Source organism: Dyadobacter sp. SG02 (assembly GCF_900109045.1).
In the GTDB taxonomy this organism is placed as follows: domain Bacteria; phylum Bacteroidota; class Bacteroidia; order Cytophagales; family Spirosomataceae; genus Dyadobacter.
On record NZ_FNYL01000010.1, the window covers coordinates 52,087 to 77,325 of the forward strand.

The 25,239-nt window shown below is 50.4% G+C and carries 23 protein-coding genes; 13 read left to right on the forward strand and 10 right to left on the reverse strand.

From position 1 onward, the window contains the following. Window positions 1–5: 5 nt before the first annotated feature. From BMW93_RS22465 to BMW93_RS22475, 3 genes are all read left to right on the forward strand, one after another. Window positions 6–1,604, forward strand: a complete 1,599-nt coding sequence (locus BMW93_RS22465; RefSeq protein WP_090381626.1) for a SusD/RagB family nutrient-binding outer membrane lipoprotein — start codon at window positions 6–8, stop codon at window positions 1,602–1,604. 107 nt (window positions 1,605–1,711) lie between these two features. Next, complete coding sequence (locus BMW93_RS22470) at window positions 1,712–2,227, forward strand: phosphoheptose isomerase (protein ID WP_090381629.1); 516 nt, start codon at window positions 1,712–1,714, stop codon at window positions 2,225–2,227. A 75-nt stretch (window positions 2,228–2,302) separates the two neighbouring features. After that, entirely contained in the window at window positions 2,303–3,202 is a 900-nt protein-coding gene (locus tag BMW93_RS22475; RefSeq protein WP_090381633.1) for a DUF72 domain-containing protein, read from the forward strand. Between the two features lie 29 nt (window positions 3,203–3,231). Here BMW93_RS22475 and BMW93_RS22480 read toward each other — a convergent pair whose 3' ends face one another. Beyond that, the gene (locus BMW93_RS22480) at window positions 3,232–4,233 is read right to left on the reverse strand and encodes an MBL fold metallo-hydrolase (protein WP_090381636.1); all 1,002 of its coding nucleotides are present in this window, start codon (window positions 4,231–4,233) and stop codon (window positions 3,232–3,234) included. Between the two features lie 147 nt (window positions 4,234–4,380). Between BMW93_RS22480 and BMW93_RS22485 the strand changes: the two genes are divergently transcribed. The 4 genes from BMW93_RS22485 to BMW93_RS22500 all read left to right on the forward strand — a co-directional run bounded on the left by BMW93_RS22485 (window position 4,381) and on the right by BMW93_RS22500 (window position 9,136). Beyond that, window positions 4,381–6,255 carry a hypothetical protein gene (locus BMW93_RS22485; protein WP_090381638.1) on the forward strand — a complete coding sequence of 625 codons (1,875 nt, stop codon included), beginning with the start codon at window positions 4,381–4,383 and terminating at the stop codon, window positions 6,253–6,255. A gap of 55 nt (window positions 6,256–6,310) precedes the next feature. Next, window positions 6,311–7,333: a T9SS type A sorting domain-containing protein gene (locus BMW93_RS22490; protein WP_090381640.1), complete on the forward strand. Its 1,023-nt coding sequence runs from the start codon at window positions 6,311–6,313 to the stop codon at window positions 7,331–7,333. 56 nt (window positions 7,334–7,389) lie between these two features. Next, window positions 7,390–7,839 carry a GNAT family N-acetyltransferase gene (locus BMW93_RS22495; protein WP_090381643.1) on the forward strand — a complete coding sequence of 150 codons (450 nt, stop codon included), beginning with the start codon at window positions 7,390–7,392 and terminating at the stop codon, window positions 7,837–7,839. Between the two features lie 166 nt (window positions 7,840–8,005). Beyond that, a complete protein-coding gene (locus tag BMW93_RS22500) occupies window positions 8,006–9,136 on the forward strand; it encodes an AI-2E family transporter (RefSeq protein ID WP_090381645.1) in 1,131 nt (376 codons plus the stop codon). Window positions 9,137–9,167: 31 nt separating this feature from the next. On the opposite strand, the gene BMW93_RS22505 is transcribed toward BMW93_RS22500, so the two are convergent. The 4 genes from BMW93_RS22505 to BMW93_RS22520 all read right to left on the reverse strand — a co-directional run bounded on the left by BMW93_RS22505 (window position 9,168) and on the right by BMW93_RS22520 (window position 14,130). Beyond that, window positions 9,168–10,469: an AarF/ABC1/UbiB kinase family protein gene (locus BMW93_RS22505; RefSeq protein ID WP_090381647.1), complete on the reverse strand. Its 1,302-nt coding sequence runs from the start codon at window positions 10,467–10,469 to the stop codon at window positions 9,168–9,170. Window positions 10,470–10,472: 3 nt separating this feature from the next. After that, window positions 10,473–11,147, reverse strand: coding sequence for a TetR family transcriptional regulator C-terminal domain-containing protein (locus BMW93_RS22510; RefSeq protein ID WP_090381649.1), 675 nt, complete (start codon window positions 11,145–11,147; stop codon window positions 10,473–10,475). A gap of 61 nt (window positions 11,148–11,208) precedes the next feature. Continuing rightward, window positions 11,209–12,561 (reverse strand): D-arabinono-1,4-lactone oxidase, encoded by a 1,353-nt coding sequence (locus tag BMW93_RS22515; protein ID WP_090381651.1) that lies wholly within the window; start codon window positions 12,559–12,561, stop codon window positions 11,209–11,211. 81 nt (window positions 12,562–12,642) lie between these two features. Continuing rightward, the gene (locus tag BMW93_RS22520; RefSeq protein WP_090381653.1) at window positions 12,643–14,130 is read right to left on the reverse strand and encodes a PLP-dependent aminotransferase family protein; all 1,488 of its coding nucleotides are present in this window, start codon (window positions 14,128–14,130) and stop codon (window positions 12,643–12,645) included. 68 nt (window positions 14,131–14,198) lie between these two features. On the opposite strand from BMW93_RS22520, the gene BMW93_RS22525 reads away from it, so the two are divergent. Continuing rightward, on the forward strand, window positions 14,199–16,148 hold the full coding sequence (locus tag BMW93_RS22525; RefSeq protein ID WP_090381656.1) for a TonB-dependent siderophore receptor: 1,950 nt from the start codon (window positions 14,199–14,201) through the stop codon (window positions 16,146–16,148). A gap of 50 nt (window positions 16,149–16,198) precedes the next feature. Beyond that, on the forward strand, window positions 16,199–17,017 hold the full coding sequence (locus tag BMW93_RS22530; protein WP_090382130.1) for an alpha/beta hydrolase: 819 nt from the start codon (window positions 16,199–16,201) through the stop codon (window positions 17,015–17,017). Here the strand turns inward: BMW93_RS22530 and BMW93_RS22535 are convergent. Genes BMW93_RS22535 through BMW93_RS22560 form a run of 5 tightly spaced genes read right to left on the reverse strand, consistent with a single transcriptional unit; the run spans window position 16,992 to window position 20,693 of the window. Beyond that, window positions 16,992–17,981, reverse strand: a complete 990-nt coding sequence (locus BMW93_RS22535; RefSeq protein WP_090381658.1) for an NAD(P)H-quinone oxidoreductase — start codon at window positions 17,979–17,981, stop codon at window positions 16,992–16,994. The genes BMW93_RS22530 and BMW93_RS22535 overlap by 26 nt on opposite strands. Then, window positions 17,978–18,349 carry a YccF domain-containing protein gene (locus BMW93_RS22540; protein WP_090157140.1) on the reverse strand — a complete coding sequence of 124 codons (372 nt, stop codon included), beginning with the start codon at window positions 18,347–18,349 and terminating at the stop codon, window positions 17,978–17,980. Before BMW93_RS22540 ends, BMW93_RS22535 begins: the two co-directional genes overlap by 4 nt. A 52-nt stretch (window positions 18,350–18,401) precedes the next feature. After that, a complete protein-coding gene (locus BMW93_RS22545) occupies window positions 18,402–19,370 on the reverse strand; it encodes a pseudouridine synthase (protein ID WP_229240696.1) in 969 nt (322 codons plus the stop codon). Beyond that, window positions 19,355–19,591 (reverse strand): hypothetical protein, encoded by a 237-nt coding sequence (locus BMW93_RS22555; protein WP_090381662.1) that lies wholly within the window; start codon window positions 19,589–19,591, stop codon window positions 19,355–19,357. The genes BMW93_RS22545 and BMW93_RS22555 overlap by 16 nt, the downstream gene beginning before the upstream one ends. A 49-nt stretch (window positions 19,592–19,640) precedes the next feature. Beyond that, window positions 19,641–20,693 carry a DUF3500 domain-containing protein gene (locus BMW93_RS22560; RefSeq protein ID WP_090381664.1) on the reverse strand — a complete coding sequence of 351 codons (1,053 nt, stop codon included), beginning with the start codon at window positions 20,691–20,693 and terminating at the stop codon, window positions 19,641–19,643. Between the two features lie 144 nt (window positions 20,694–20,837). On the opposite strand from BMW93_RS22560, the gene BMW93_RS22565 reads away from it, so the two are divergent. From BMW93_RS22565 to BMW93_RS22580, 4 genes are all read left to right on the forward strand, one after another. Beyond that, window positions 20,838–22,184 (forward strand): deoxyguanosinetriphosphate triphosphohydrolase, encoded by a 1,347-nt coding sequence (locus BMW93_RS22565; protein ID WP_090381667.1) that lies wholly within the window; start codon window positions 20,838–20,840, stop codon window positions 22,182–22,184. Window positions 22,185–22,293: 109 nt separating this feature from the next. Continuing rightward, on the forward strand, window positions 22,294–23,415 hold the full coding sequence (locus tag BMW93_RS22570) for an FIST signal transduction protein (RefSeq protein ID WP_090381670.1): 1,122 nt from the start codon (window positions 22,294–22,296) through the stop codon (window positions 23,413–23,415). A 3-nt stretch (window positions 23,416–23,418) separates the two neighbouring features. Continuing rightward, window positions 23,419–24,747, forward strand: coding sequence for an ATP-binding protein (locus BMW93_RS22575; protein ID WP_090381673.1), 1,329 nt, complete (start codon window positions 23,419–23,421; stop codon window positions 24,745–24,747). Between the two features lie 66 nt (window positions 24,748–24,813). Beyond that, entirely contained in the window at window positions 24,814–25,221 is a 408-nt protein-coding gene (locus BMW93_RS22580) for a response regulator (protein ID WP_310590243.1), read from the forward strand. The last annotated feature ends 18 nt before the right edge of the window (window positions 25,222–25,239 follow it).

The window sequence follows — 25,239 nt, forward strand, 5'->3', positions numbered from 1 at the left end:
CCGACATGAAAAATTTAACTAAATATTTAAAATACAGTTTGGCGGTAGTTTTAGCGACAGGTTGCGACACGCAGGAGCTCCATGATCTGAACATCAATCCCCAGGCATTGAATCAGGTAAACCTGAACCTGATTTTCACGTCGGCCGAATTGGGTATCGCTTCCAATGGTACATCCGGCGACAACCGCTACATCGACTGGCGTACCAATATCGGTATGTGTGCTTATGCGATCCAGCAACTGGCCAATGCGGGTGGTGGTATCGCTCCGGGTGACAAATACACCGTGAATGCCGAGACCAACGCGGCGCCGTTTGATTTTACCTATAATGACCAGCTGAAAAACCTCGCAGAAATCCTGAAACAGTCGGGACCCGGCGGATTCGGGGAAGGCAAATACCTGAATATGCGCCAGGCCGCCCGCATTCTCCGTGCATTCAGCTTTGCACGCCTCACCGACTTTTACGGCAACATTCCCTATTCGGAGGCCAACAAGGGTACAGAGGGTATTTTCTTCCCTAAATACGATACGCAGGATGCCGTCTACGCCGACTTGCTGAAAGAGCTGGATGAAGCTGCTTCGGCGCTGAGTACTTCCAATCCGGATGAAGGCTTTGCCGCCGCCGATTTCATCTACAAAGGAGATATCTCGAAATGGAAAAAATTCGGCTATTCACTGATGCTCCGTTTGGCTATGCGTATTTCCAATGTGGATGCTGCCAAAGCTGCGACTTACGTTACCAAAGCGGCTGCCGGTGGCGTTTTTGCCAGCAATACCGACAACGTGTGGGTAGCCATGGCCGACGGACCGGGTGAGTGGACCAACCAGAATGGTATTTCCCGCGCATTCGACCCGGGTGATGGTGGACAACCCGCCTACCTGAGCGCTACGCTGGTCAATTTTTTGAAGGGTACTAATGCCAACAGCGTGGCCGACGACGATCCCCGGCTGATGATTATCAGCGGAGGCATCGGCGACTGGACTGCCGCCGGGTATACGCCTATTACGGTTGACCCCTTGAAACAAAAGGGAATGCCAAATGGATACGACCAACCCATGCTCGACAAACTGGAAGGCACGGCAGTCATATTGCCCAAAACCTACTCCCGTATCAACGTGAAAATGCTCCAAGACTCCGATCCCTACATGATCATGAACTACGGCGAGGTGGAATTCCTCCTGGCAGAAGCCATCGAGCGGAAAATCGGAACCGGAATCTCAGGAACGGCGAAATCGCATTATGAGGCGGGTGTGAAGGCGTCCATGCAGATGTACACGCCTTACGACGCATCTTTGACTGTTTCGGATGCCGCGGTAGCCAGTTATCTGACCACCTATCCGTACGGTACCGCTAAGCCGGCACTCGAGATGATCGGCGAACAGATGTGGGTGAACAAGTTTTTCAACTGGTGGGAAGCCTGGAACGACTGGCGCAGAACCGGGTTCCCGAAACTTACGCCAACCAATTACCCAGGCAATGTAACTAACGGCACCATTCCCGTAAGACTCCGCTATCCAACCAACGAAGTGGCAGGTAACCCGAATTACCAGACCGGGGCCACTTTGCCAGACGACTTCACCACCAAGGTTTGGTGGGACAAATAGGAAAAATTAGTAGATATAATTCAAAAGGTGCCCTGAATATTTTGGGGCATCTTTTTGTTTTTTATCCTAATTTTGAGATTCACCTGAATTACTAATTACTCCCGGTTATGATACAATCTTTTGCGGCGGATGCCGATAAAAATGAGGTTTTTGAAAAAGTACAGCAGTTTATAGATGAGCAAGGATTCACCGTCGTAGCGAAAGACCATTCACGTCCGTGGGGCGGCTTCTTCGTGCTCGACGAAAGCCAGGCGCCCAAATTCATCTCCACATTTTTCCCGCATTTGTCGCTCGCCGATTTTGCCGGTTATGAAAAACTGAGTCCTAAAATCCTCGTGGTGGCCCCCAACAAACGCCTTTCGTGGCAGTACCACCACCGTCGCGCCGAAATCTGGAAAGTAATCGGCGGAAATGCAGGCATCGTGATCAGCGACACCGACGAGGAAACCGAATTGCAACAATTGCCGATCGGTACAGTGATTAACCTCAAAAAAGGAGAGCGCCACCGCCTGGTAGGCGTTAATGAATGGGGCTTTGTAGCGGAAATCTGGCAGCATACCGACCCTTCCAATCCATCCGACGAAGACGATATCGTTCGCGTCCAGGACGATTTCGGAAGATAATACTACCATTCATCCACATCTGGCAAGTCTGAGGGCTTGCCAGATCGGTTTTTATTCATCCTAACCTGACCAGTCATGAAATTTGGAAAAGTTGAAAATGCCGACGACATAGATTTCACCTTACCGCCCGACGCGCCTGCGAACAAAGCATTGCTCAATGCGGCAAAGGGCGAAAAGCCGGGAATCTATATCGGCTGTGCCAAATGGAACAAGACCGATCTCAAAGGTTTCTATCCGAAAGGTACCAAGGACGAACTGGGATATTATGCGACGCAGTTCAACAGCATCGAACTGAATGCGACGTTTTACAATAACTTCCCCGTCGAAACCATCGAAACCTGGCATGCCAAAACACCGGAAGGTTTCAAGTTCTTCCCAAAACTGCATCAAAGTATCAGCCACTGGAAAAGATTGAAAGACGCGAAGGAGCCAACCGACATTTACCTCGACGGAATCGCCCATTTACAAGACAAACTCGGAATGCTTTTCCTGCAAATGCCCGACAACTTCGGTCCTAAAAACTGGGAAATTTTAAAAGCATACCTCGAAGAATGGCCTTCGGGTTTTCCACTCGCGCTGGAATTGCGCCATACAGGCTGGTACGACGGTACCTTCAATAGTGAAGACCTGTATAGCGTCCTCGAAAAGAAGAATATCACCCATATCGTAACCGATTCGGCCGGCCGCCGCGATTTGCTGCACATGCGGCTTACCACGCCTACCGCATTCATCCGTTACAATGGCGCTAATGTGGATTCAGATTATACGCGCCTGGACGACTGGTTCGAAAGGCTGAAAAGCTGGATCGAGGAAGGCATTCAGAATGTGTACTTCTTTGTGCACCAGAACCACGAGGAAGCTTCGCCGCTATTGTCCTCCTATTTAATCCAAAAATTAAACAGAGAACTGGGAATGGAACTGCAAGTTCCGTACGATCCAAGGGTCGCGAGCGGGCAGGTGAGCCTTTTCAAATAGCAGAAAGGCGGAAAAATCCGCCTTTCGCATTATTTCAGTTCCAACTTAACGCCCTGTTCGGGAAAGATCAGCCGCAGGCCGAGCGTATTCGCCGCCTGTAATTCCTTGCGGATGCTTTCCTCATTATTTCCCGTAGGCTTAATGTGCGTCACGACCACATTAAGATTTCGCAACCCCTCTTTCCCGGCCAGCTGCGCCAGTACTTCAAATTCCTTCATGAACCATTTCGGGGTCAAATGCCCGTACAGATGGCGGTCAGGCTGCGCGTTGGGGTAAGAAACTTCCAGGAAAACGCCTTTCAACTTTCCCGACTTCACGAGCGGTGCCACAGCGGTCCAAACCTGCCGCATATGGTCGGTTTTCTCTACCTCGTCCGGCCCGGTATCGCCGAAATACAGCACATACGACTCTCCGCTTCTGACCAGAAAAGCAGTACTTGAATAGGGATTGGAATGACTCAACGGAAACGCCCTCACCGACATTTGCGTCTCAGATAGCGGTGTTTCAACCCCTGCGGCCAGTTGGCTGTACCGGTATTTGTTCAACGCAGGCGGATTACCGTCGCTAGCAAGGTTAGGCCAGCTTTGCCAGTTGAAATAATGCGATTTCATCACGCTAATGCAATGCTCCATCGCGTACACCTGCTTCAACGTATCGTCGACCGAATTGATGATCATCCCCGAGATATGATCGAGATGCGGGTGCGAAATGAGGTAGCCTTTGATGTATCTTTTCAGGACCGTCTCCACATTCGCGCTGAATGCCTTCTTCTCAATGGCGTACGCTATTCCGTTACTTACCGTACCCGCATCCAGGCATACATAAGCGTCCGAGCCCGCTGGCGCGAGCATGTATGCGGAAAGGTTTCCGTCCATCGTCCCGCCTTTCACGCCGAGCGGCACCACTTTAAAGCCTTCCTGGGCGAATACCGATGAAGAGTACCAAAACAGAAGAGCCAGAAAGCAAAATGCACGGATCACGTAATCAAAGTTATAGGAAGTCACAAAAATAGAAAACTCAGACGATAACATTCCGAAAGCCCGGGTTGGAACCAATGGTTAGTTCAAGATAGCCGAATGTTAATTAAATTAAATAATCCAATATGTGATTGTGGTTATTAGCCTGTGGATTTCGGGATCTGTCATTGATTGACAAAAATACCATCCTTACCACGAACCATGAAAACAATTTACTACCTCCTGGCTCTCATACTTTTGGGCACCCATTCCACATTCGGACAGACGTTACCTGAAACATTTACAAACCCGGCCTGCCTGAACTGCACCCCTTCCGGGTACACCATTTTATCCGGGGCGCCCGCCGTCTCGAACCGCTTCACTTATGGCGGTAATTTACCGAACTGGTCTGTCCCGATCCCGTCACCACCATCCAAAACTGCGGCCGTCTTTCCGAATACGGATGAGGTATTCGTTACATTGAAGAGCAACGGCACCCAAAGCGACAAAATCAGGGTCAGTGCAGGTGGCCTGGTACCCGGCTATGAATACACGATCAGCTACTATGTGCTTTCTTCCTCGACACAGTTTTCAAGCTTCGGGAGCACCGCAACCCTGCAGATCTCAACCAAAGATCAATTCCCTGCCATTGTCGAAACGCAGCTGACCACATTTAACGGCAACCACAATCAATGGCTGTTGGAGAAGCTAACGTTTACCGCCCCGGCCCCGGAATTAAACATCACGCTTTTCGGCACCTCGCCCAATGGCCAGAACGGATATGTAAACTTCGACATTTACTCCCGGCCATTCTCGTGCAGGATCAAAGGCGGTAAGGTAGCATTAATCAGGACATCTGACGTGACGCCGTTTTCTTGCGCAACTATCAACCTCAATGATCAGGTTCAGCTGCCAACGCCAACAGGCACACAGGTAATATGGAAGAAAAATCCGGATATAAATTACGCAACTATGACAGCCCAGGAAGTTGCCGAAGCGCCAACCCAAATTCCCGGAGCCCAGTATTATGCATTTTACAAAGGGGTCAACATTCCTTATGAATGCTACAACACAGAATTTTCAACTGCTGCATTTTCCTTTACGGCAGCGGAAACGCAGGCAGTGCTCACAAGTAACAGTGCGGCGATTAACTGCTCAAACCAAAACACCTTTGATCTTACGAGCCGAGAAAGCCAGTCACCGTATCAGGTAAGATGGTTTAACAATGATCAGCACCAGGGATCGGTTATTACAAATGCTGCACAAGCCCCCCTGGGCACCTATTACGCATTCTACTTCAACCCGAACGGCAATTGCTATTCAACCAATAAAGCGTTGTTAAGCTCCGGCTTTTCGGTCATAGGGGCAACAATATGCTGTAACAACCCCAACAGTCCCGCCAGCCAGATCACGCTGACCGGGTCTGTAGCAGATGTCGTTTGTCCGACGCAGACGGCCAATCTGACCAACTTCCTGCCCAAACCATTGAGCTTACCTCCCAACACAGTCATCGAATGGTTTACAAGCCCCGACCATACAACCGGTAAGGTGGATGACCCCACCGCGGTAACAAGCGGCACCTATTATGCATTTGCACACGACCTCACCTATGGCTGCTACAATACCACTATTTCGCAGTCATTTGTAAATGTTACCACGCCCTGCGCCGCACCTGAGTTGACCCCGACACTGGAAATAGATGGATTGAGTTTCATGGAGAATGCGGAAAGGGACTTTGTCGTCAATATTCATGAGATCGCAGGATTTAGTACTAAAGGTAATGTTTCAATCAGGATCAGCAAGATCGGCGCTTTTGATATTACCTACTCCACCAGCAGCGGCACTTCGAACGTTTCGGGAGGTATTAATAATACGAACGGTAACTGGACTTTTTCGGAAGACCCCAACTTTATCACTATTAGCTCAAATGCGATTCTGCCGGCGAACACGCAGGCCGTACTCGGGTTTAAGATCAAAAGGAAAGTAAACAAACCCACGGGCATTACTCAAAACCTGACCGCGGTTGTCGTGAGCGGCTCAGGTGGAGAAAAGAATGTCCATAACAATACGGTTGTCACTGCGGTTTCTACCAACTAGATCCAATGGTTGAATCGAACGGCAGTCTAGGGCCGCCTCCACAATTTTTCTGATCATGAAAATGAAAGTCATCGTCTCTCTCATCCTCGCAGCGCTAAGCTTTTTCTTGAATTGCGCTTATGCACAAGACCTCGACATTAATATAGATCCACAGCAGGCGTATATCCCGAACCAAACCAAAGGAGCTTTGGAAGTCAAAATATGCAATTGCTATTCGGCAGCTGTGAATTCCCAGGAGAACAAGCCACGGCCACAAATCAGTTTTCCGGACAACCTCACTATTGAAGAGATTACAAATACAGACGGATCGCCGATAACGGGATTCGTGATACATGACATAAAGAATGAGCCGGGTAATCACACGATCCGGCTTCTAGCAAATGCTGCCATACCTAATGCATCATGTGTCAGCTTTCTCGTACATGTAAGCGGCAACGGTACAGGTACAGGAGTTATTACCGCGACGCTCGGTTTTGCGGGAGCTCAAACGCCAGGCAATTTCGTTGCAAACGACAATGTAATTGCCACTATTCCGGTTCAAATAAATCTACCCGTCAGACTGGAAGAATTCGGGGTAAGAAAAGAACAGCAAACCGCCATTTTGAAATGGATATCGTCGGAAGAAACAAATACCGACCGGTTTGACGTGCAACGCAGCGGAAACGGTAAAGTCTGGACAACCATAGCAACTGTGCCTGCCAAAGGAAACAGTCAAACCCAAACCATCTATGAAGCAACGGACACCGACCCTTTGCCCGGAGAAAATCTCTATCGTTTACACATGATCGACAATGACGGCACTTCGGCGTACAGCGGCATACGTAATCTGACATTCGAGTTTCAGAATGTGCATATCTTTCCCAATCCAGCCAACGATGTCCTGCATATCAAAAGTACGGATTGGAGTAAAATCCGCTCTGTTACAATCAGAAATGACAAGGGTGAACAAATGTATCGTTCAATCACGTTGAACAACGGGTTCATCGACCTGAAACACTTCTATCCGGGATTTTACATCGTTGAAATTGCCAAATACAGTGGTACTTCCGATACGTTCAGAATTGTCGTTGCCAGATAGCCCTGTATTTCCTCTGGTAGAAAACGTATATTCGCGGAATCGACACCGTAAGCAACATGCCCGACGTTATCCGCACCACCAGCGACAATCCCGATTTCCAGAACCTCACCAACGAGCTCGACGACGAGCTTTGCCGCATTTACAAAACCAACAAGGAAGATTACGAAGAGTACAACCGCATTACCGGCCTGCCGACCGTCGTGGTGGCCTATGAGCATGGTGCGGCCATCGCCTGCGGCTGTTTCAAGCAGTTCGACGCAGAGCGCATCGAGTTGAAACGGATGTTTGTAACGCCCGGGTTTCGCGGGAAAGGCATTGCTTCACTGATGGTCAGGGAACTCGAACAATGGGCCCACGAGCTAGGCTACCCAACCGCCATTCTCGAAACCGGCATTGGCCAGCCGGAGGCAATTGCATTGTACCGAAAATTGGGCTACGCCGACATTCCGCATTTCGGACAATTTCCAGAAGAATCTCGCAGTGTTTGTTTGGGGAAGAGGATTTAGGTAAAGCTATATACCGGATTGACTACCATAATTGAGATGGATAAATTGCAGCGCATAATCCCGGATAGTTGCGAAACTGATGATGACCGTACCGTATATGTGTGTGTGCAAAATCAAATTTCTCTAATAGATTCATAATCAGAATCATAAATTCTTAAATGGTAAAATGAATACCGCCCCACCCCCTCCCTTCTACCAAAAACTTTCCCTAACCCTCCTGGCGATCGGCATTATGATGCTGGCGATTTACCTGGGCCAGGATATCATTGTGCCGCTTGCACTGGCCGGATTACTGGCCGTGCTCCTCCGGCCGCTCGAACGGGTCTTTATTCGCATCGGGATTCCAAAATTGCTGTCCATAACACTCGCATTGACGATAGCGATCCTGATAGTTTCCGCGGTTACCGTGCTTATTTCGATGCAGCTCGCGGATTTCTCGGATGAATGGCCGAAGCTGAAAAAAAACATCGACCTCTTTTATCGGGATGCACGTCGGTGGATCAGGCGGGAGTACAGCGTGAGCTACCGTCAGCAAGCCGAATATTTGAAAAATGCGCAGAGCAAAACATTGGAAACGTTCCAGGGACCGGAAACGCTGGGCGCGGTGACAGGCCCGCTCGGTACTTTGATCCTCATTCCTATTTACACTTTCCTGCTGCTTTATTATCGTGCAATGCTGATCCATTTTTCCGTCGTGCTTTTTGCGGAGGAGCAAAAGCATCGTGTGCTGGAAATTCTGGGACAGATCAAATCGATCATTCAGAGCTACATGGTGGGATTGTTGCTCGAAACAACCGCGGTGGCCGTGCTGAATTCCGCCGGTTTATTGGTACTGAATGTGCAATATGCCATTCTGCTTGGCGTAATGGCGGCCATATTGAACCTGGTACCGTACATCGGCGGCCTTGTGGCAACGGCATTGGCTGTCATGGTGACGTTCATCAGCCATCCCGAAATCGATGTGCTGTTAGGGGTCGTGGGGGTATTTATCGCCGTGCAGGTGATCGACAACAACTTCCTGGTACCGTTCATTGTGGGTTCCAAAGTGCGTATCAATGCATTGGTATCGATCGTGGGTGTGCTCGTGGGCGGCGCGCTGGCGGGATTGTCGGGGATGTTTCTTTCGATACCGGCGATTGCGATGATGAAAGTAATTTTCGACCGGGTGCCCGGGCTCGAACCTTGGGGGATTCTGCTCGGCGACCAAACGCCCGAGCAGGCAAACAACAATCTGTTCCGCTTCGTCAATCTGAAAAAGCCCGGCGCCGAACATACAGAAGAAGAAAACCAGTCGTGAATGCTTCACAACCGGTTATTGACTATTGATGTCAGCTTACAAATTGCTTGGTATCCACCACCGCTTTCAAGTCATGCAGCAGGCTGAAAAGCCCGAAAAATGTGCGGTTGATGTAAATAAAGTGTTTGGAGCCGCGGTTCATGTTCATCTTGCGCAGCTCTTTGTCGTTGGCATATTTCTCGCCCAATGCGGCCAGTTTCAGGAAGAATTCTTCGTCCGAAAAATCGAAAGTCTCGGCGTGGAACGGCTGTGTAAGCAATGCGAGTATCTCCCGGAAAAGATTCGAGAAATAAACGGTTTCGGCTTGGGTATCTTTGTCTGTGAGGATTTCCAGCTCGACTAATTTGGCATGAAAAATCGCCGGATTATTCAGGTTTTCCGGCTCGGCGAGCTCGAAATACGGAACGTAGAATTCCTCGGGGATTTCTTTGATACAACCAAAATCGATGGCAATAAGGTTGTCGTTTTCATCGATCAGGAAATTACCCGGATGCGGATCGGCGTGGACTTTGCGGAGCTGATGCACCTGGAACATATAAAAATCCCACAATGCCTGTCCGATCTTGTTGGCTGTCGCCTGGTCGGGATCCGTCTTGCAAAACTCCGACCAATGCTGGCCACTCATCCAGTCCATCGTGATCACGCGCTCGCTTGAAAACGCGGGGTAGTATTTGGGAAAACGAAGGTTGGGGATATGCTCGCAAGCCTCCGCGATTTCGGTGCTCTGTGCTATTTCAAGAATGTAATTCGTTTCCTCGGTCAGCTTCGTTTCGACTTCCTTGAAATACTTGTCTGAATCTTTGGCCTGGATATTGAACATCTTCATCGCAATGGGCTTCACCAGCGCCAGATCCGATGAAATGCTTTCAGCCACACCGGGATACTGGATTTTCACCGCCAGCTCCTTGCCCTCGTGCGTGGCCTTATGCACCTGGCCAATGCTCGCCGCATTGATCGCATTCGGATTAAAGGTATCGAACAATTCCAGCGGCGATTTCCCGAAATATTTCCGGAATGTTTTCACCACCAATGGAGCCGAAAGCGGCGGAACTGAAAATTGCGAAAGTGAAAACTTCTCTACATATGCCTGCGGCAGGAAGTTTTTCTCCATACTCAGCATCTGAGCGAGTTTCAATGCACTGCCTTTCAGACTTTTGAGGCTATCGTAAATATCCTCCGCATTGTTATTATTGAGGTTATCCCTGGCCGTTTCCGGACTGGTGATCTTTTCTCCGTAATATTTCAGATAATTCCCCCCGATCTTGACGCCTGTGGAAATAAGCCGGGTGGCACGCCGTATTTTGGAAGTAGGGATACTGTCAATTGTTTCCATTCCTTACTTCAATTTTTCTTTAATCAAAAACTTCCCGAAATCGATCACGCTCTCCAATGGCGTCGTATCGATCAGGTCGAATGTAGCACGGATCGATTTTTCGATGAACAGATCCGTTTTTTCAAAACCTACGGACTCATCGTCGATCCAGAATTTCAATGTGAGCAACAACTGTATCCACGCACCTTCTTCCAGCGCGTCCTGCTGCGCCTTGCGAATGCGTTCGCTCCTTGCTTTCAGATAACCGTCGCTGATTTCGTGGATGTATTCCTTGAAACTGCTGCGGAACTCTTTCAGCTTCAAAATGCCGTTCAGCTTGTTCTTTTCTTCCTTTAAGGCAAAAACCACATAGCTGCGGTTGGCCGTCAGGATTTCAACCAATGTAAAATAGTAAGCCAGCAGTTTGTCCCGGAAACCAACGCCATCGATCTCGCCGCTCTGGTTGATCAGGTTAGCTGCCAGGTTGTGGAAACTCACAAAAACACGCTTTTCGAGCGAATCGATGGAAGTGAAGAACTTGTAAAATTCCTTTTCCGCAAAACCATGCTCTTTGGAAAACAGGTAAACCGATTCCGGCTTCTTGTGGTTTTCCAGGCAGTAATGCATGTATAACTCGGTAATCTTGTCGGCGGTGAGGTCCACGCTGGCTGGTGGTAATGCCTTCATTTTGGTAGCCATCAGAAGTATCGTTTACTTATGGGAGATGAGTCACATTGAGGTAAACGCTCGGAGTGGCTATTTAATTCGCGAAAACATTCAAATTCAGAAACGCATTGCGAAACTTTCCTTTCGGATCCATTTGCGCGGCCAGCTCCCTGAACTCCGGCAACTTCTCATACCTTTTTTCCAGCAAACCAGGCGATATCGTAAACAATTTCCCCCAATGCGGCCTGGGATTAAACGGCGCCAGTTCTTTCTCGATCACCGGCAGCAACTTGCTCACCGCGGGCCAGTCCTGCTTCCATGTAAAGTGTATCGCCACCGAATCCTGCTTGTAACAGGGGCTGAGCCAGAGATTATCCGCCGCAATGGTCCTTATTTCCGATGTAAACAAATGCGGGCTGATTTGGGCGCCCATTTTAGAAATGGTCAGGATCGCCTCCACCGCATTCTTCCGCGGCACGAAATATTCCGTTTGCAATTCCTTGCCGCTACTCGGCGTAAAACCCATTTTGAAATGCGGCATACGCTCGTACCAAGGCCCCGGCATGCCCATTTGCTCGGTACAGTTTTCGGCGGAGAGTTCCGGGATCGGATGCAGGTTTTTCGTAGCCAGTTTTCCTCCGAAAAGCTCGTTATCCGGTCGGGCTTTCAAAGGTTTGGCACTATTAGTCTTAAACTTGATCCAGACCTCCGTAATGTCATCAGTAGCCCAGTTTGTAAAAAGGCTTACACTATCTCCCCTTGACTCTATTTCGTCAAAATGCTCTTTCAGCTGAGTTATCGGTAAATTCTCATACACAACTTGCCCCATAAAAAACGTCGGCTGTACATCCAGCGTCACTTTCGTCACTACTCCCAACGCCCCCAAATGCACCACCGCCGCATTGAACTTCTCCCCGTCTTTCTCCCTATTCAATTTCACCACCTCCCCGTCAGCCGTTACAATTTCCATCGCCGACACCGCCGTTGCCAGGTTCCCATTCTTCTCGCCCGACCCGTGCGTGGCCGTCGCACACGCGCCCGCGACGGAAATGTGGGGTAGCGAGGCCAGGTTATGCAATGCAAAACCTTTCTCATGCAGCAAGGGCGCCAGCTGACCGTATTTCAGGCCGCCATTCACGGTCACGGTTTTATTTTTGGTATCCAAATCAATCACCTTCTCCGCACCGACCACCGAAATGAACTGGTCTTTCGTATCTGCAATGTCATTGAAGCAATGCCGCGTGCCGAGTACTTTCAGTTTAGGGTATTTCCTGACGAGCGTTTGAACTTGCTGCAAATTTTTGCCCAAATCCAGCTTTTCGGAACTGTATTCAAGGTTGCCTGCCCAGTTACGGAGCTTGTCGCCGTTGGCCCAGCCGCTCAGCGGGGAAAGTAAGGGAGCCGTCATTAATGCGGATGAAAGTTTAATGAAAGTACGTTTGTTCATGCGGTAGTCAGGTTGAAATGCACGAATAGGAATTTATCCCAAATTAATTGAATAAATCAGCATTCCAACGGCGGCTTCCGATTAGCTGGTCTTTTGCAGGGCCTCTTTTAAAATGGAAGTGGCTTCCCGCAACTCTTTTTCGTCGAGGTTACCGAACCCGAGCCGCATCGCGCTGAGGCGTCCGGTCTGGAAAAGCAGCGTTTGCGGCAAATGCAGGTTTTCGCGCAGGCATTCCTTGCTCACGCGCATGAGGTTGATGTCGCGCCGCCATTCAGTCCAGATCGCCAGTCCGCCCGGCGGCGCTTTGAATGTAAGGTAAGGGCTGAAATCGTTTTCCAATAATCCGGTAAACAAATCCCGGCGCTGATGGTAAACTTTCTGTGCTTTCTTGATATGGCGCTGGATTTCACCCTCGTCGAGCAGCTCCGCCAATGCCTGTTCCATCATCAGATCGCCCTGCCGGTCGATAATCCGCCGCATTTTGCCCAGTTCCCTGATCAAGTTCTGCGGCGCTACCACATAGCCCGACCGCAGCCCAGGCGCCAGTGCCTTGCAGAATGACCCGACATAAACCACCATCCCGGCTCCGTCTGCACTCGCCAGCGGTAATACCGGGCTGCTGTTGTAATGGAAATCGTAGTCGTGATCGTCTTCGAGGATGATAAAACCGTATTTCACCGACAAATTCAGCAACTCTACCCGCCGCTCGGCGCTCAGCGTAACCGTCGTCGGGTAATGGTGGTGCGGGGTAATGTACAGCATCCGGATCGGCGTGTGCTCGCAAAGCTGCCGCACGGCTTCCACCGAAATGCCCTGGTCATCGACAGGCACCGAAAGGATATTTGCGCCAGCCTGCTGAAAAATCATATTAGCAACATAGTAGCTCAGGTCTCCGACTACCACATTATCACCCTTTTTCAGTAGCAACGTCGAAGCAAGGTAAATGCCCATCTGAATGCCCCGCGTCGTGATAATATTCTCCGCGCCGATGTGCAGGCCGCGCGTATTGTTCAGATAAGTCGCGAGCCGCTCGCGGAACCAGATATTGCCTTCCACGTGCGAGTAGGTCAGGTATTTCCGGTTATTATTTCTTCTCAAAACGCTGGAATACGCCTTCGCGAGCTTGTCCATCGGCGCGAGCCGGACGTCCGGGAGGCCATCGGTGAATTCCAGGTCCACGCGCGAGAGTGAAAGCGGGCGGTCGAGCAGCATACTTTCCTCGAATGCAAAGCCGGTTTGCTGCGGGTATTGTTTCAAATCGCTTACGCTCGCCGACAACGCGCTGCCCCTTACCACCGGACTCTTCCGCGTCACGAACGTCCCGCGATTCGGCAGCATTTCGATCCAGCCCTGGGCATCAAGCTCGTTGTAGGCGGCCACGACAGTTTTACGATGCACATCGAGCATTTCTGCAAGTGCGCGTGTACCAGGCAGTTGCACACCCGTCACGAGCACGCCGCGTTGAATGGCGTTGATCATCTGATGCGCGATTTGCAGATAAACAGGTGTCCCGGACGCACGGTCCAGCAGGATCACATTTTTAAAAGGTATTTCAACCGGACTACTCATAAGATTAAAACCGGAGCATATAAACGGGCCGGCAAGATAGTAGTTTTGTATTGAAATCATCCCAATCTATGAAACTACATTACCCAGGCACCACTCTCTTATTCCTGCTCATCACAAACCTGGCCCTGGCGCAGGAAATATCGCTTGACCCCGTCACCGTCACTTCCTCGCTCGTCGAAAAGCGTGCGTCACAAACGGGCCGTAACATTGCCGTCATCAAAGGCGAGTATTTCCAACAGCTGCCGGTGCATAGCATCGACGACCTGCTTCGTTACGTGCCGGGCGTTGAAATACAGGCACGTGGCCCGCAAGGATCGCAGAGCGATATTGTTTTGCGCGGCGGTACATTCCAGCAAGTACTTGTGATCCTCGACGGCATTCGTCTCAACGATCCCAATACAGGTCATTTCAACAGCTATATCCCCATTTCACCCGCCGAGATCGAGCGGATCGAGGTTTTGAAAGGTGCTTCGTCGGCCTTGTACGGCTCCGATGCGGTGGGCGGGGTGATTCACGTGATTTCCAAAACTTTCGCAGCGCGGCTGAACGCGGCGGAGGGTAATACCGTACAGAAAACGCAAGTAAACGGCGGTATCAGTGCCGGCGAATATGGCTTGTTTAATGCCAATGTCGGTGCATTTGTGCAACGCAACAAGCTGGCGGTTTCGGGAGGCTTTCTTTCCAACAATGCCTCTGGCGTGCAGCAACGGGGTATCAAAGGCTATTTCCACAATAATACCGCGTCGCTTTCGCTGAGTTACGCGATTTCCCAACACTGGAACCTGGCCGTCCGCAGCGCTTACGACCACCGCGATTTCGCGGCGCAGAACTTCTACACCGTTCTGAAATCTGATACAGCGAGCGAGAAAGTCAAAATGTCGTGGAACCAGGTGAGATTGGGTTACCAGAAAAACAAAACGGCGTTTTCGATCGATGGTGGTTTTAAATCGGTGCAGGATACCTACCTTTTTAACCCGAATTCCATTGCCAACAGCAGCAAGTCAAAACTCTGGCAGGGGCTCGCAACCTTGCAACAGGGCCTTACGTCCGGCACAAACCTGATCGCGGGCGTCAACTTCCAGCAGCGTAATATTAAATCCAATGACCGCGGCAACCACACGCTGAACCAACTCGCACCATTCGTTTCCGTGGTGCAGAATATCGGTGAGGATTTTACAGTGACGCCTTCCGTGCGCCTGGACTGGCGTGAAAGCATTGGTACCGAAGTTTCACCCCAGATTAATTTATCCTACAAAAAATCAGGCTGGCAGCTGCGGGCGAGTGCGGGCAAGACTATCCGCGACGCCGATTTCACGGAACGGTTCAATAACTACGCCAAAGCACTCGTCACAGGCGGCAGCGTCGGCAACCCCGACCTGAAAGCCGAACGCTCGTTCAGCTACGAAGCGGGCGCCGACTGGTTCCTGACCAGCAGTCCTACCGCCCAGCTCAAAGTTTCGGGCACGTTTTTCCAGCGCCGCCAGAAAGACCTGATCGACTACGTGACTACACCCTATGCACAAATGCCCCGCAAAGACAACCTCTCGCCCACCGGCAACTTCGGCCTTGCATTAAACATCGCCGAGGTGAATACCACCGGTTTCGAACTCGATATCCAGTCGGCGAATACCATTTCCGACAATCAGAAACTCATTTTCAACGCGGGCCTCACCTGGCTTGACAGCGATAACACAAGCCAGATCCAGTCATTTTACCTGTCGTCGCACGCCAAATTCCTCGCCAATTTTTCAGCCATTTACCAGGTGGGCGGATTTTCAGTGAGTTTGAATGGATTGTACAAAAAACGGGCAGAGCGCGAGGCAGCAGCTATCGAAGCTGCCATCTCCAAAAATTACCTTATCCTAAACGCCCGGGCCGAATATGCTTTCCTGAAACGCCAGCTGGGTGTGTTTGTCCAGGCCGACAATGCATTCGACAAGCAATACAGCGATATCCTGGGCTCCGTAATGCCCGGCCGTTGGCTAATGGGCGGTTTGCGTTTCAATTTTTCAAAATAGCGGCATCATTTTTGCAGGAGTTCGTATATTCATTGAGAAAGCACTCCATCATGTTTTCGAATATCCGTAACTCCTGTTTTCTATTGGTATTACTTTCATTTTCCGCCTTGCGAGCCATCAGCGCGACTGATAGTGTGACGGTCGATATGGCGGAAGAAGCATCCGCCACAGAAACGTCTGTCGCAGAAACGTCTGCCGCAAAAAGACTGAATGTCTATTTTATCAGCGGCCTCGGCGCCGATGAGCGCGTGTTTACCAAGCTGAAACTCGACAAGAGGTTGAATGTGAAGTATATCAAATGGGTCAGGCCGCTGAAAAAAGAATCGTTGCAGCATTATGCGGCCCGACTAAGCAAGCAAATCGACACCTCCCAGCCTTTTCAATTGGTAGGACTATCCTTCGGCGGGGTTGTTGCGTCTGAAATTGCCGATATCGCCTGCCCGCAGCAGGTTACCCTTATTTCGAGTATGTCAACGGGCGTTCCGCTTTCGAAGTTCTATCAGGTAATGATCAGATTTTTGCTGATGTCGCCATTATCGGCACCGCTATTGAAGTCTGCAAACCGGGTTACTTACCGCTATTTCGGAGCAGATACGCCCGAATTGAAAAAGCTCCTCAAACAGATCCTGCATGATACGGACGCTAAATTCCTAAAATGGGCATTGACGCGCATGAGCGGATGGAACCGTAAGGAACGGATCGATAACCTTTTCCACATTCACGGAACGGCCGACAAGCTCATCCCCATAATCATCGTGAAACCGGATATTATCATCGAAGGTGGTGGGCATTTAATGGTTTACGCCCAGGCCGATCAGATTTCGAAAATCCTCAACCAACGGCTTACTTCCATTGATTCAGAAGAATGATCTTGCCGATATGGTCGCTGGTTTCCATTAATGTGTGCGCTTTGGCCGCTTCTTCGAGTGGGAATGTCTGCGCGATCACCGGCTTGAACAGGCCTTTTTCTAAAACCGGCCACACGTTTTTGAGAATATCGGCAGTCAATGCAGCCTTGAATGCGTGGTCGCGGTTGCGCAGCGTGCTGCCGGTTACGGTCAGGCGCTTCCGCATGATCAGGCTGAAATCCACTTCATCTGCGCCTCTCACTTTGCTGCCTTTCATAGTGTTGATAAAAACCAGTCGGCCTTCTTCGCGTAGTAATCGCAGGTTTTTGGGAATGTAATCGCCTCCGACCATGTCCAGGATAACGTCTACGCCTTCACTTTTCAGTATTTCTTCGAAATCCGAGGTTTTATAATTGATACTAATATCAGCTCCCAATGCATTGCAAGCGTCGCATTTCTCGTCGGAGCCCGCCGTCGCAAATACTTTCGCCCCGAATGCCTTAGCCAGCTGAATGGCCGTAATGCCAATGCCGCTACTGCCGCCGTGCACCAGAAAATGCTCGCCCGCCTGCAACCGCGCCCTTTGAAATACATTATGCCACACTGTGAACACCGTTTCCGGTAACGAAGCGGCCTCGCTAAAACCCCAACCTTCGGGCACGGGCAGGCAATGCGCCGCCTGCGCGAGCGCGTATTCCACGTAACCTCCGCCCGCAAGCAATGCGCATACGCGATCGCCCCGTTTCCAGCCCGTCACATCGGCCCCGATTTCTTCGATTATGCCAGCCACTTCCAATCCCGGAATGTCCTGCGGCGCACCGGGCGGCGGCGGATAGTTTCCCTTTCGCTGGAAAACATCGGGGCGGTTCACACCGGCGGCATACACTTTAATGAGTACTTCCGATCCGGCAGGTCGCGGCGTTTCGCGCTCCTGGATTTGCAGTACTTCCGGCCCGCCGGGTTGGGTGATTACGACGGCTTTCATGAATAAATTTCCTTACCAAAAGGTGCAAATGAGAGGCTCATCAGCTTGAAATGCTGTTTCGCAAATGGCAAGCCGATAATTGTAATCGCGAGTAAAATACCGAAAACCAAATGTGTGAGCGCGATCCAGATCCCGCCGAGGAAAATCCAGATGATGTTGAAGACAGTCGACAAACAACCGGAATCTCCGGGCACCTCGCGCACATGCTGGCCAAAAGGGAAGAGCGTCATAATGCCTATTTTGAAACACTGGATCCCGAACGGAATGCCGACGATCGTCAGGCAAAGTGCAAGCCCGGCGGCCATGTATTCGATAAAAACGACAAATCCGCCGAAAATAAGCCAGATAATGTTTCCAATGAGGTTCATGAGCGATCAGTTTAATGTGAATGTGGATTAAAACTAATGCTACCGCCAACTACTATGCCGGATTTTCGATGGACGGCTCCAACAGGAAATCACCGGCCGAAATCGCGGACTTCCAGTTGTCTATTTTCAACAATCTGAAAAATTCCTCCTCTTCGATCTCCCTCACCCCACCCGGCGGCAGGTCGCCCAGCTCCAAATCCTCGATACTGGCACGGATAAGCCTCCTGCAACGGTGGTTAGCCTCCCGCACCATCTTGCGTACCTGGTGGTATTTGCCCTCGGTGAGTGTAATGCTCAGCCAGGTATTCGGTACATCGGGCCGGGTTTCATTTTGATGTTTATCTAAAATCGCGGGCCGGTCAATGATTTCGACTTCGCATGGAGCCGTAATATAGTAACCACCCCCTTTCACGCGTATGGGAATGCCCGTACGCAGCAATTCCACCGTTTCGGGCGGAACTACATGGCCTACATTCACCCAATAGGTACGCTTGTGCGGCACCTCGCCCAGAAAGAGCAGATTGGTTACTTTTTTATTGGTAGTAAGGATCAGCAGCCCCTCGGAATTACTGTCTAACCGCCCGATCGCGTGCGTCCCTTCCGGAAATTCAAAATCCAGCGCCCCCAGCAACCGCACGTCATCCGAGCTGATGAACTGGGAGACCATGTTTTGCGGCTTGTTGATAATGAAGTAGCGGTGCGGTGTCGGAGTCATTTGATATTTAAAATTCCCACGCCAGATTTCCGGATCCTGATGACTATTCCAAATGGTCAGAATGTGGATTTCGGATTCTGTTTCTTCGTAAATGATGAAATAGTCGCGGACGATCTTGATGCGAACGTGCTCTACATCGGTTTTTTTGCCGATTTCGGGATAAATGGCGATCAGCTGAACAGCCTCCCTGAATAACCGGTCAAGCTTTCGGCTGTATGCTACGGACTTATTCCGTTTAATCCAGTATTCCAGTATTTTCTTTCGGTCAGTGTGTGCTCTGGCAGACCAGATTATTTGTTTAGCCATTCATCTATTTCTTTGTCGGATTCTTGATTGGTTAGATAATCCCCACTCTTGATTTGCTCCCTCGCTTCGGCAATGGCCGCCTTCTGATCCGCATTCAATACGTGCGGCTCCTCATTGTCCGTCTCCAAGCCTAGAAGACGATAGGCTTCTTCCAGAATATCTTCATTATCGATGCTTTTGATTTTATCGATCAGCCGCTCCTTCAAGCCCGTTGTAGCCATTTTAATAATGTTTGGTTATCCGAATATACTTGTTTTCGCAGCTATTTCCTTATTTCTTATGCCCTGCCTCATAATGCGCCTGCAACAAATCTTCTCCAAAATCACTAGTCAGATCCCTCACAACGGAATGGATATGGTTCCCACCATTCTGCGTATTATCAAACTCAATCAGGAAAGTAGGGCCATGAATCCGATAGTAATGCCCGTGGCCGGTGCCGATTTCGGGCTGCTGGTCGCCGAGCCAGGCGAAATGGATTTTGTCCAGGCCGCTCTTTTCGAGCTCGGCCCATTGCTGGTTTTTGAGCGTGACGTGGTACCGTTGCAGGTATGCCATAATGAGCTTCTTGAATGCCGCTTTTTGTGTTGCATTCAATTCGCCCATGGCGATGCCTTCCATTTTGGCGAGCGAGGCTTTTCTGGTATTGGAAGTAAATATTTCGTTGGGCGCCTTCGCGCCGAGGTTCGCTTTGGCAAGCTGTGAAGCGTCGAGGGCATGTAGCAACTCGAATGCCAGATCCTGCTCGGCTTTAAGGATTCGTTTCCCTTTCTGCGGGACGTCCGCCATTACCTGGCCCGGATTGCTGCCGAAAAAGCTGGGCGTAAAGGTAACCTGGTTATCGATCGACGAAAAATGCAGCGACAAATGGTGCCCTTCCATCCGCCAGCCCCACGGATCGTTGCCCGGCGTCCCGAATACGAGAAATGCATAATTTTCAGGATCGCGGTAGGTATCGTTGGCCGGGCGTGATTCGACTACCCGCAATACGTTTTCCAGATCAATAATTTGTTCGGCTTTGCTATAACCTTCCTGGCTGAGTACCAAACGCACCATCGACATAGCGACTTTGCGCTGGGCGGGCGTCATGGTTTTGAAAGTAATGCCTTTGCGGGCACGCGGCGTAAAATTCCAGTCGAAACGGGCGAGATCGGCGTAGGGAAGTTCGGTTTCCTGGCGCTGCTCCGGTGTGAGGACTTTCAGGAATGTGGTTACGGCCTCGCGCATTTCGCGGGCGAGCTCATCGTTCTTCTGGGCCGAAGCCGGTGAAACTGTCAATGCAATTGAAATAATCCCCAAAAACAGGCATCCTGCTAGCTTCTTCATATCGTTTCGGTTTGAAATAATCCCTATTTATTACTCCGTTAAAAGCCCATGCAGCGCTGGTTTCTACCTGAAATGGGCATTACCCATCTTTCGCTGCACATTTTCCCCGAAAGCCATTAGTTTTGCCGTTTATTTGAAATCAATATGATGCAGTGGGAACAATTGCTGTCGGCGAAACGCTGGGGCAGCGAAGACAAGTATAATTCCGATCCGACAGAGGCCCGCTCGGAGTTCCAGCGCGATTACGACCGGCTGATCTTCTCCTCGCCCTTCCGCCGGTTGCAGAACAAAACGCAGGTATTTCCCCTTCCCGGAAGCATTTTCGTTCATAACCGGCTCACTCACAGCCTCGAAGTAGCCAGTGTAGGCAAGTCGCTCGGACGAATATTTTATAATCATCTCAAAACCCATAACCATCAGATCGACGACGAGTTACCGCTGATCAGCGAGATCGGCAATATCGTGTCGGCGGCCTGCCTGGCGCACGACCTGGGCAACCCGGCATTCGGGCATTCAGGCGAAGCCGCTATTTCGCATTATTTTACGGACGGCGACGGTTTGAAATACAAAGATGAAGTCAGTGAAGCACAATGGGCCGATCTGACGCATTTCGAAGGTAACGCCAACGCGATCCGCATCCTCACGCACCCGTACGCAGGCAAGGGCTACGGCAGTTTTGCATTAACCTATTCCACACTTGCGGCGATTGCCAAATACCCTTGCGAATCGCTTGCAGGACATCGGAAAGCCAATATTTACACCAAAAAATATGGTTTCTTCCAATCGGAGCAGGCGGGTTTTCAAAAGATCGCTACCGAACTTGGCTTGTCGCAGGTTTCGGAATCGCCGGTGGTTTACAAAAGGCACCCGCTGGTGTACCTGGTGGAGGCTGCGGATGATATTTGTTACAATATCATCGACCTGGAAGATGCCCACCGGCTGAAAATCCTTTCTTACCAGGAAGTGGAAGCATTACTACTGGCGCTGTGCAACGATCCCCGGATGCCCGGCCGCCTCGCAGATATCGACGACGATGATGCCAAAATAGGCCTGTTACGCGCCAAATCGATCAGCACGCTCATCGGCGCTTGCTCGGAACTGTTTATCAATGAACAGGATACGATCCTGAACGGCGATTTCAATGCGAGCCTGATCGACCGCATTCCGGAACCTCACCGCTCGGCGATGAAGGAGATCGAGCGGATTTCGATCCAGAAAATCTATAACTACTCGTCGGTGGTGCAGATCGAAGTGGCGGGATACAAAGTAATGGGCGGCTTACTCGAAGAATTTGTGCCGGCTTATCTCAACAACAATTCCCATTACACCCGCAAACTGGTCGATCTGATCCCCAAGCAGTTTATCACCACCAAAACTGACCCGTATGCCCGGATACAGACTGTTCTGGACTTTGTGTCGGGGATGACAGATCTTTATGCCGTAGAACTATTCCGTAAAATCAAGGGGATTTCGTTCCCATCTATTTCGTAACAAAAACCGATTTATCACGGTAGTACAGCGGTTGGCGTAAAAATAATTCGTTCTCAAAAGTTTTATGTAAATTGTAGATCGATTTAAAACGCCGCAACCACCTGTATCTATGCAGATTGAACAGTTTGTCTATTCGGATAGGTCATCTGAAATCCCGTTCACGTTTTCCCCGCAATTGCTGTTCATCTTCGGCGATCGGGAACTGCTTGAAAACACGGGCATTTCGCGCCAGCTGGCGTCGCAATACCCCCACGCCATATTTTCCGGATGTTCTACCGCCGGAGAGATCGCCAACGAGTCGGTAAGGGATCATACTGTGATTGTGACGGGTATCGCTTTCGACGAGGTTTCGATCAAAAGCTCTAAAATCAGTCTTGAAGACATTGCATTCGACAGCTCCGAAGCCGGAAAGCAACTCGTTTCCAAACTTCCGTCGGAAGGCCTGAAACACGTTTTCGTCGTTTCCGACGGCCTGAAAGTCAATGGTACCGACCTGGTAAAAGGCATGACGGAGGGTTTGACGGACGGCGTGACAATCACCGGAGGCCTCGCAGGCGACGGATCGCATTTCGCCCGTACGATCATTATCGAGCCCGATGGAAAAGTCGCAAGCGAAAGTGTCGCGGCAATTGGCTTTTATGGCGAAAAACTTTCCGTAGGTTACGGCTCGCGCGGCGGCTGGGACAGTTTCGGACTCGACAGGCGGGTAACGCGTTCTAAAGACAATATCCTTTACGAAATCGACGGCGAACCGGCGCTGGACCTATATAAATCGTTCCTGGGCGACAAGGCGAAAGAATTGCCTGCATCCGGCCTGCTGTTCCCGCTGAGCATGCGCGATAGTGAGGACCGCGCACCGGTGGTACGGACGATTTTAGGGATTAACGAAGACGAAAAGAGCCTCACATTCGCGGGTGACATTCCCGAAGGTTCATTTGTGCGACTGATGAAAGCCAACAACGACCGGCTGATCAACGGCGCCGAGGAAGCCGCCCAGGAAGCGGCACGCGGCCTCGATAACAATGCTGAATTTGCGATTCTCGTGAGCTGCGTCGGGCGTAAGCTAGTGTTAAAACAAATGGTGGAAGAAGAGGTGGAATCCGTCTCGGAAGTGCTGGACGGTCCGATCATGACCGGTTTCTATTCTTACGGGGAGCTGGCGCCATTCAACCGCGACTCGTTATGCGAGCTGCATAACCAAACCATGACCATTACCACTTTCAGCGAATAACCGATGCAGACGCTCGAACTGACCGACACCAATTACCACCGGCTTTTAAAACGGCAGATCAGGAAATCATTACCTCCCGAACTGGCAGAACATCCGGATATGCAGGATTTTTTATTGACTGTCAATCAAGCATATACGGAATACCAGGACGATCTGACGCGGATGGAGCTCATATTGGAACAAAGCTCCGGGGAACTCTTCAAAGCCAACCGGGAGCTGAGCCGTATTGCGCAGGAAAAAACGGAAGAGGCCGCACTCACCAGCAAAAGGCTCGAAGAAGTGGTAGGCAGCATTTCGGAAGTACTGGTGCAACTCGACCGCGAGGGCAATTTCACCTATCTCAACCAGGCTTGGGAAACCATTACGGGCTACCCGGTGAATGCCAGCCTGGGCCAGCCGTTTACAGGTTTTTTACCACCGCTCGAATCCAGGGAAAAGCTGGTTGAAATACTACAAAATGAAACCCTGGGCAAAGAGGAAACCCTCCGGATATTTACCGCCGACGGGCTGGAAAAATGGCTGGGGATTTCGGTGAGCCCCTATTATGCAAATGGGCAGCATATCGGTTTCACGGGCACGCTCTCGGATGTGACCGCGCGTGTGACGGCCGAAACGAAGCTGAAATCCTACACCCGCGACCTGGAACGCATCAATGCGGAGCTCGACCAGTTTGCCTACGTCGTAAGCCACGACCTGAAAGCACCGCTGCGGGCGATCAACAACCTTTCGGAATGGATCGAAGAGGATATTGCCGACATGCTCGAAGGCGATACCAGGGACCAGTTCAGGCTCCTGCGCGGGCGTGTACACCGGATGGAGAATCTGATCAACGGTATTTTGTCCTATTCGCGGGCCGGCCGGATTAAAACGGTAAAAGAAAAGTTCCTGATCAATAGCCTGGTAGATGAAATATGCGAATCTTTCAGTACCAAAAAACCGCTTTCATTCCATATCGAGGGAGAGGCACATACGGAGATCGAGGCGGAGAAAATCGCGTTGACTCAAATCCTGCAAAACCTGATTTCAAACGGTATCAAATACAACGACAAGCCGGAAATCGATATCACTGTCGGCTGGAAAGACCTGGGCAGCCAGTTTGAATTTTATGTAGGCGATAACGGCCCGGGCATCAGCCCCGAGTTCCACGAGCGGATATTCGTAATTTTCCAGACGCTGCAAGCCCGCGACGAAGTGGAAAGCACCGGCGTGGGCCTGGCCATTGTGAAGAAAATTCTAGATGAAAAACATAGCAAAATAAGGATTGAAACGGCCATGGGCGAAGGGACCACGTTCTTTTTTACCTGGCCAAAAAACGAAGTAAAAGACATCTAGCATGTCGGAAAGCCCATTTTAACTACTATTCAATTTAAAGAAATGTCCTTTACCAATCCTGTCCCGATGACCATACTCCTCGTAGAAGATGACGAAGTTGATGTAATGAATGTCAAGCGGGCATTCAAGAAAAACAATATTTCCAATCAGCTCGTTGTCGCCTCCAACGGCATTGAAGCATTGGCGCTGCTCCGTTCCGAAACGTTGGAGTATCCCAAGCCGAAAATCGTGTTGCTCGACCTGAATATGCCCAGAATGGGCGGTATCGAATTCCTGAAAGAAATCCGTCAGGACCCTTCGCTTAGCTCGCTATCGGTTTTTGTGATGACCACTTCCAACGAAGACAGCGACAAGATCGACGCGTTTAACCTGAATGTTGCCGGTTACATCCTCAAACCCTTGTCGATGGACCGGTTTATCGCCGCAGTATCCACACTAAACAGCTATTGGACCCTTTGCGAATATCCCCAGTAGCGCGCATTCACCACTATT

Bases quoted from the DNA above. Each gene is read 5' to 3' on its own strand.
- BMW93_RS22510 (WP_090381649.1), bottom strand. From the start codon at position 11,147: ATGGCTACCAAAATGAAGGCATTACCACCAGCCAGCGTGGACCTCACC.
- BMW93_RS22555 (WP_090381662.1), bottom strand. From the start codon at position 19,591: ATGGCTACAACGGGCTTGAAGGAGCGGCTGATCGATAAAATCAAAAGC.
- BMW93_RS22505 (WP_090381647.1), bottom strand. From the start codon at position 10,469: ATGGAAACAATTGACAGTATCCCTACTTCCAAAATACGGCGTGCCACC.
- BMW93_RS22500 (WP_090381645.1), top strand. From the start codon at position 8,006: ATGAATACCGCCCCACCCCCTCCCTTCTACCAAAAACTTTCCCTAACC.
- BMW93_RS22545 (WP_229240696.1), bottom strand. From the start codon at position 19,370: ATGGCTAAACAAATAATCTGGTCTGCCAGAGCACACACTGACCGAAAG.
- BMW93_RS22485 (WP_090381638.1), top strand. From the start codon at position 4,381: ATGAAAACAATTTACTACCTCCTGGCTCTCATACTTTTGGGCACCCAT.
- BMW93_RS22540 (WP_090157140.1), bottom strand. From the start codon at position 18,349: ATGAACCTCATTGGAAACATTATCTGGCTTATTTTCGGCGGATTTGTC.
- BMW93_RS22560 (WP_090381664.1), bottom strand. From the start codon at position 20,693: ATGAAGAAGCTAGCAGGATGCCTGTTTTTGGGGATTATTTCAATTGCA.
- BMW93_RS22475 (WP_090381633.1), top strand. From the start codon at position 2,303: ATGAAATTTGGAAAAGTTGAAAATGCCGACGACATAGATTTCACCTTA.
- BMW93_RS22565 (WP_090381667.1), top strand. From the start codon at position 20,838: ATGATGCAGTGGGAACAATTGCTGTCGGCGAAACGCTGGGGCAGCGAA.
- BMW93_RS22530 (WP_090382130.1), top strand. From the start codon at position 16,199: ATGTTTTCGAATATCCGTAACTCCTGTTTTCTATTGGTATTACTTTCA.
- BMW93_RS22495 (WP_090381643.1), top strand. From the start codon at position 7,390: ATGCCCGACGTTATCCGCACCACCAGCGACAATCCCGATTTCCAGAAC.
- BMW93_RS22480 (WP_090381636.1), bottom strand. From the start codon at position 4,233: ATGTTATCGTCTGAGTTTTCTATTTTTGTGACTTCCTATAACTTTGAT.
- BMW93_RS22575 (WP_090381673.1), top strand. From the start codon at position 23,419: ATGCAGACGCTCGAACTGACCGACACCAATTACCACCGGCTTTTAAAA.
- BMW93_RS22520 (WP_090381653.1), bottom strand. From the start codon at position 14,130: ATGAGTAGTCCGGTTGAAATACCTTTTAAAAATGTGATCCTGCTGGAC.
- BMW93_RS22580 (WP_310590243.1), top strand. From the start codon at position 24,814: ATGACCATACTCCTCGTAGAAGATGACGAAGTTGATGTAATGAATGTC.
- BMW93_RS22525 (WP_090381656.1), top strand. From the start codon at position 14,199: ATGAAACTACATTACCCAGGCACCACTCTCTTATTCCTGCTCATCACA.
- BMW93_RS22490 (WP_090381640.1), top strand. From the start codon at position 6,311: ATGAAAATGAAAGTCATCGTCTCTCTCATCCTCGCAGCGCTAAGCTTT.
- BMW93_RS22515 (WP_090381651.1), bottom strand. From the start codon at position 12,561: ATGAACAAACGTACTTTCATTAAACTTTCATCCGCATTAATGACGGCT.
- BMW93_RS22535 (WP_090381658.1), bottom strand. From the start codon at position 17,981: ATGAAAGCCGTCGTAATCACCCAACCCGGCGGGCCGGAAGTACTGCAA.
- BMW93_RS22570 (WP_090381670.1), top strand. From the start codon at position 22,294: ATGCAGATTGAACAGTTTGTCTATTCGGATAGGTCATCTGAAATCCCG.
- BMW93_RS22465 (WP_090381626.1), top strand. From the start codon at position 6: ATGAAAAATTTAACTAAATATTTAAAATACAGTTTGGCGGTAGTTTTA.
- BMW93_RS22470 (WP_090381629.1), top strand. From the start codon at position 1,712: ATGATACAATCTTTTGCGGCGGATGCCGATAAAAATGAGGTTTTTGAA.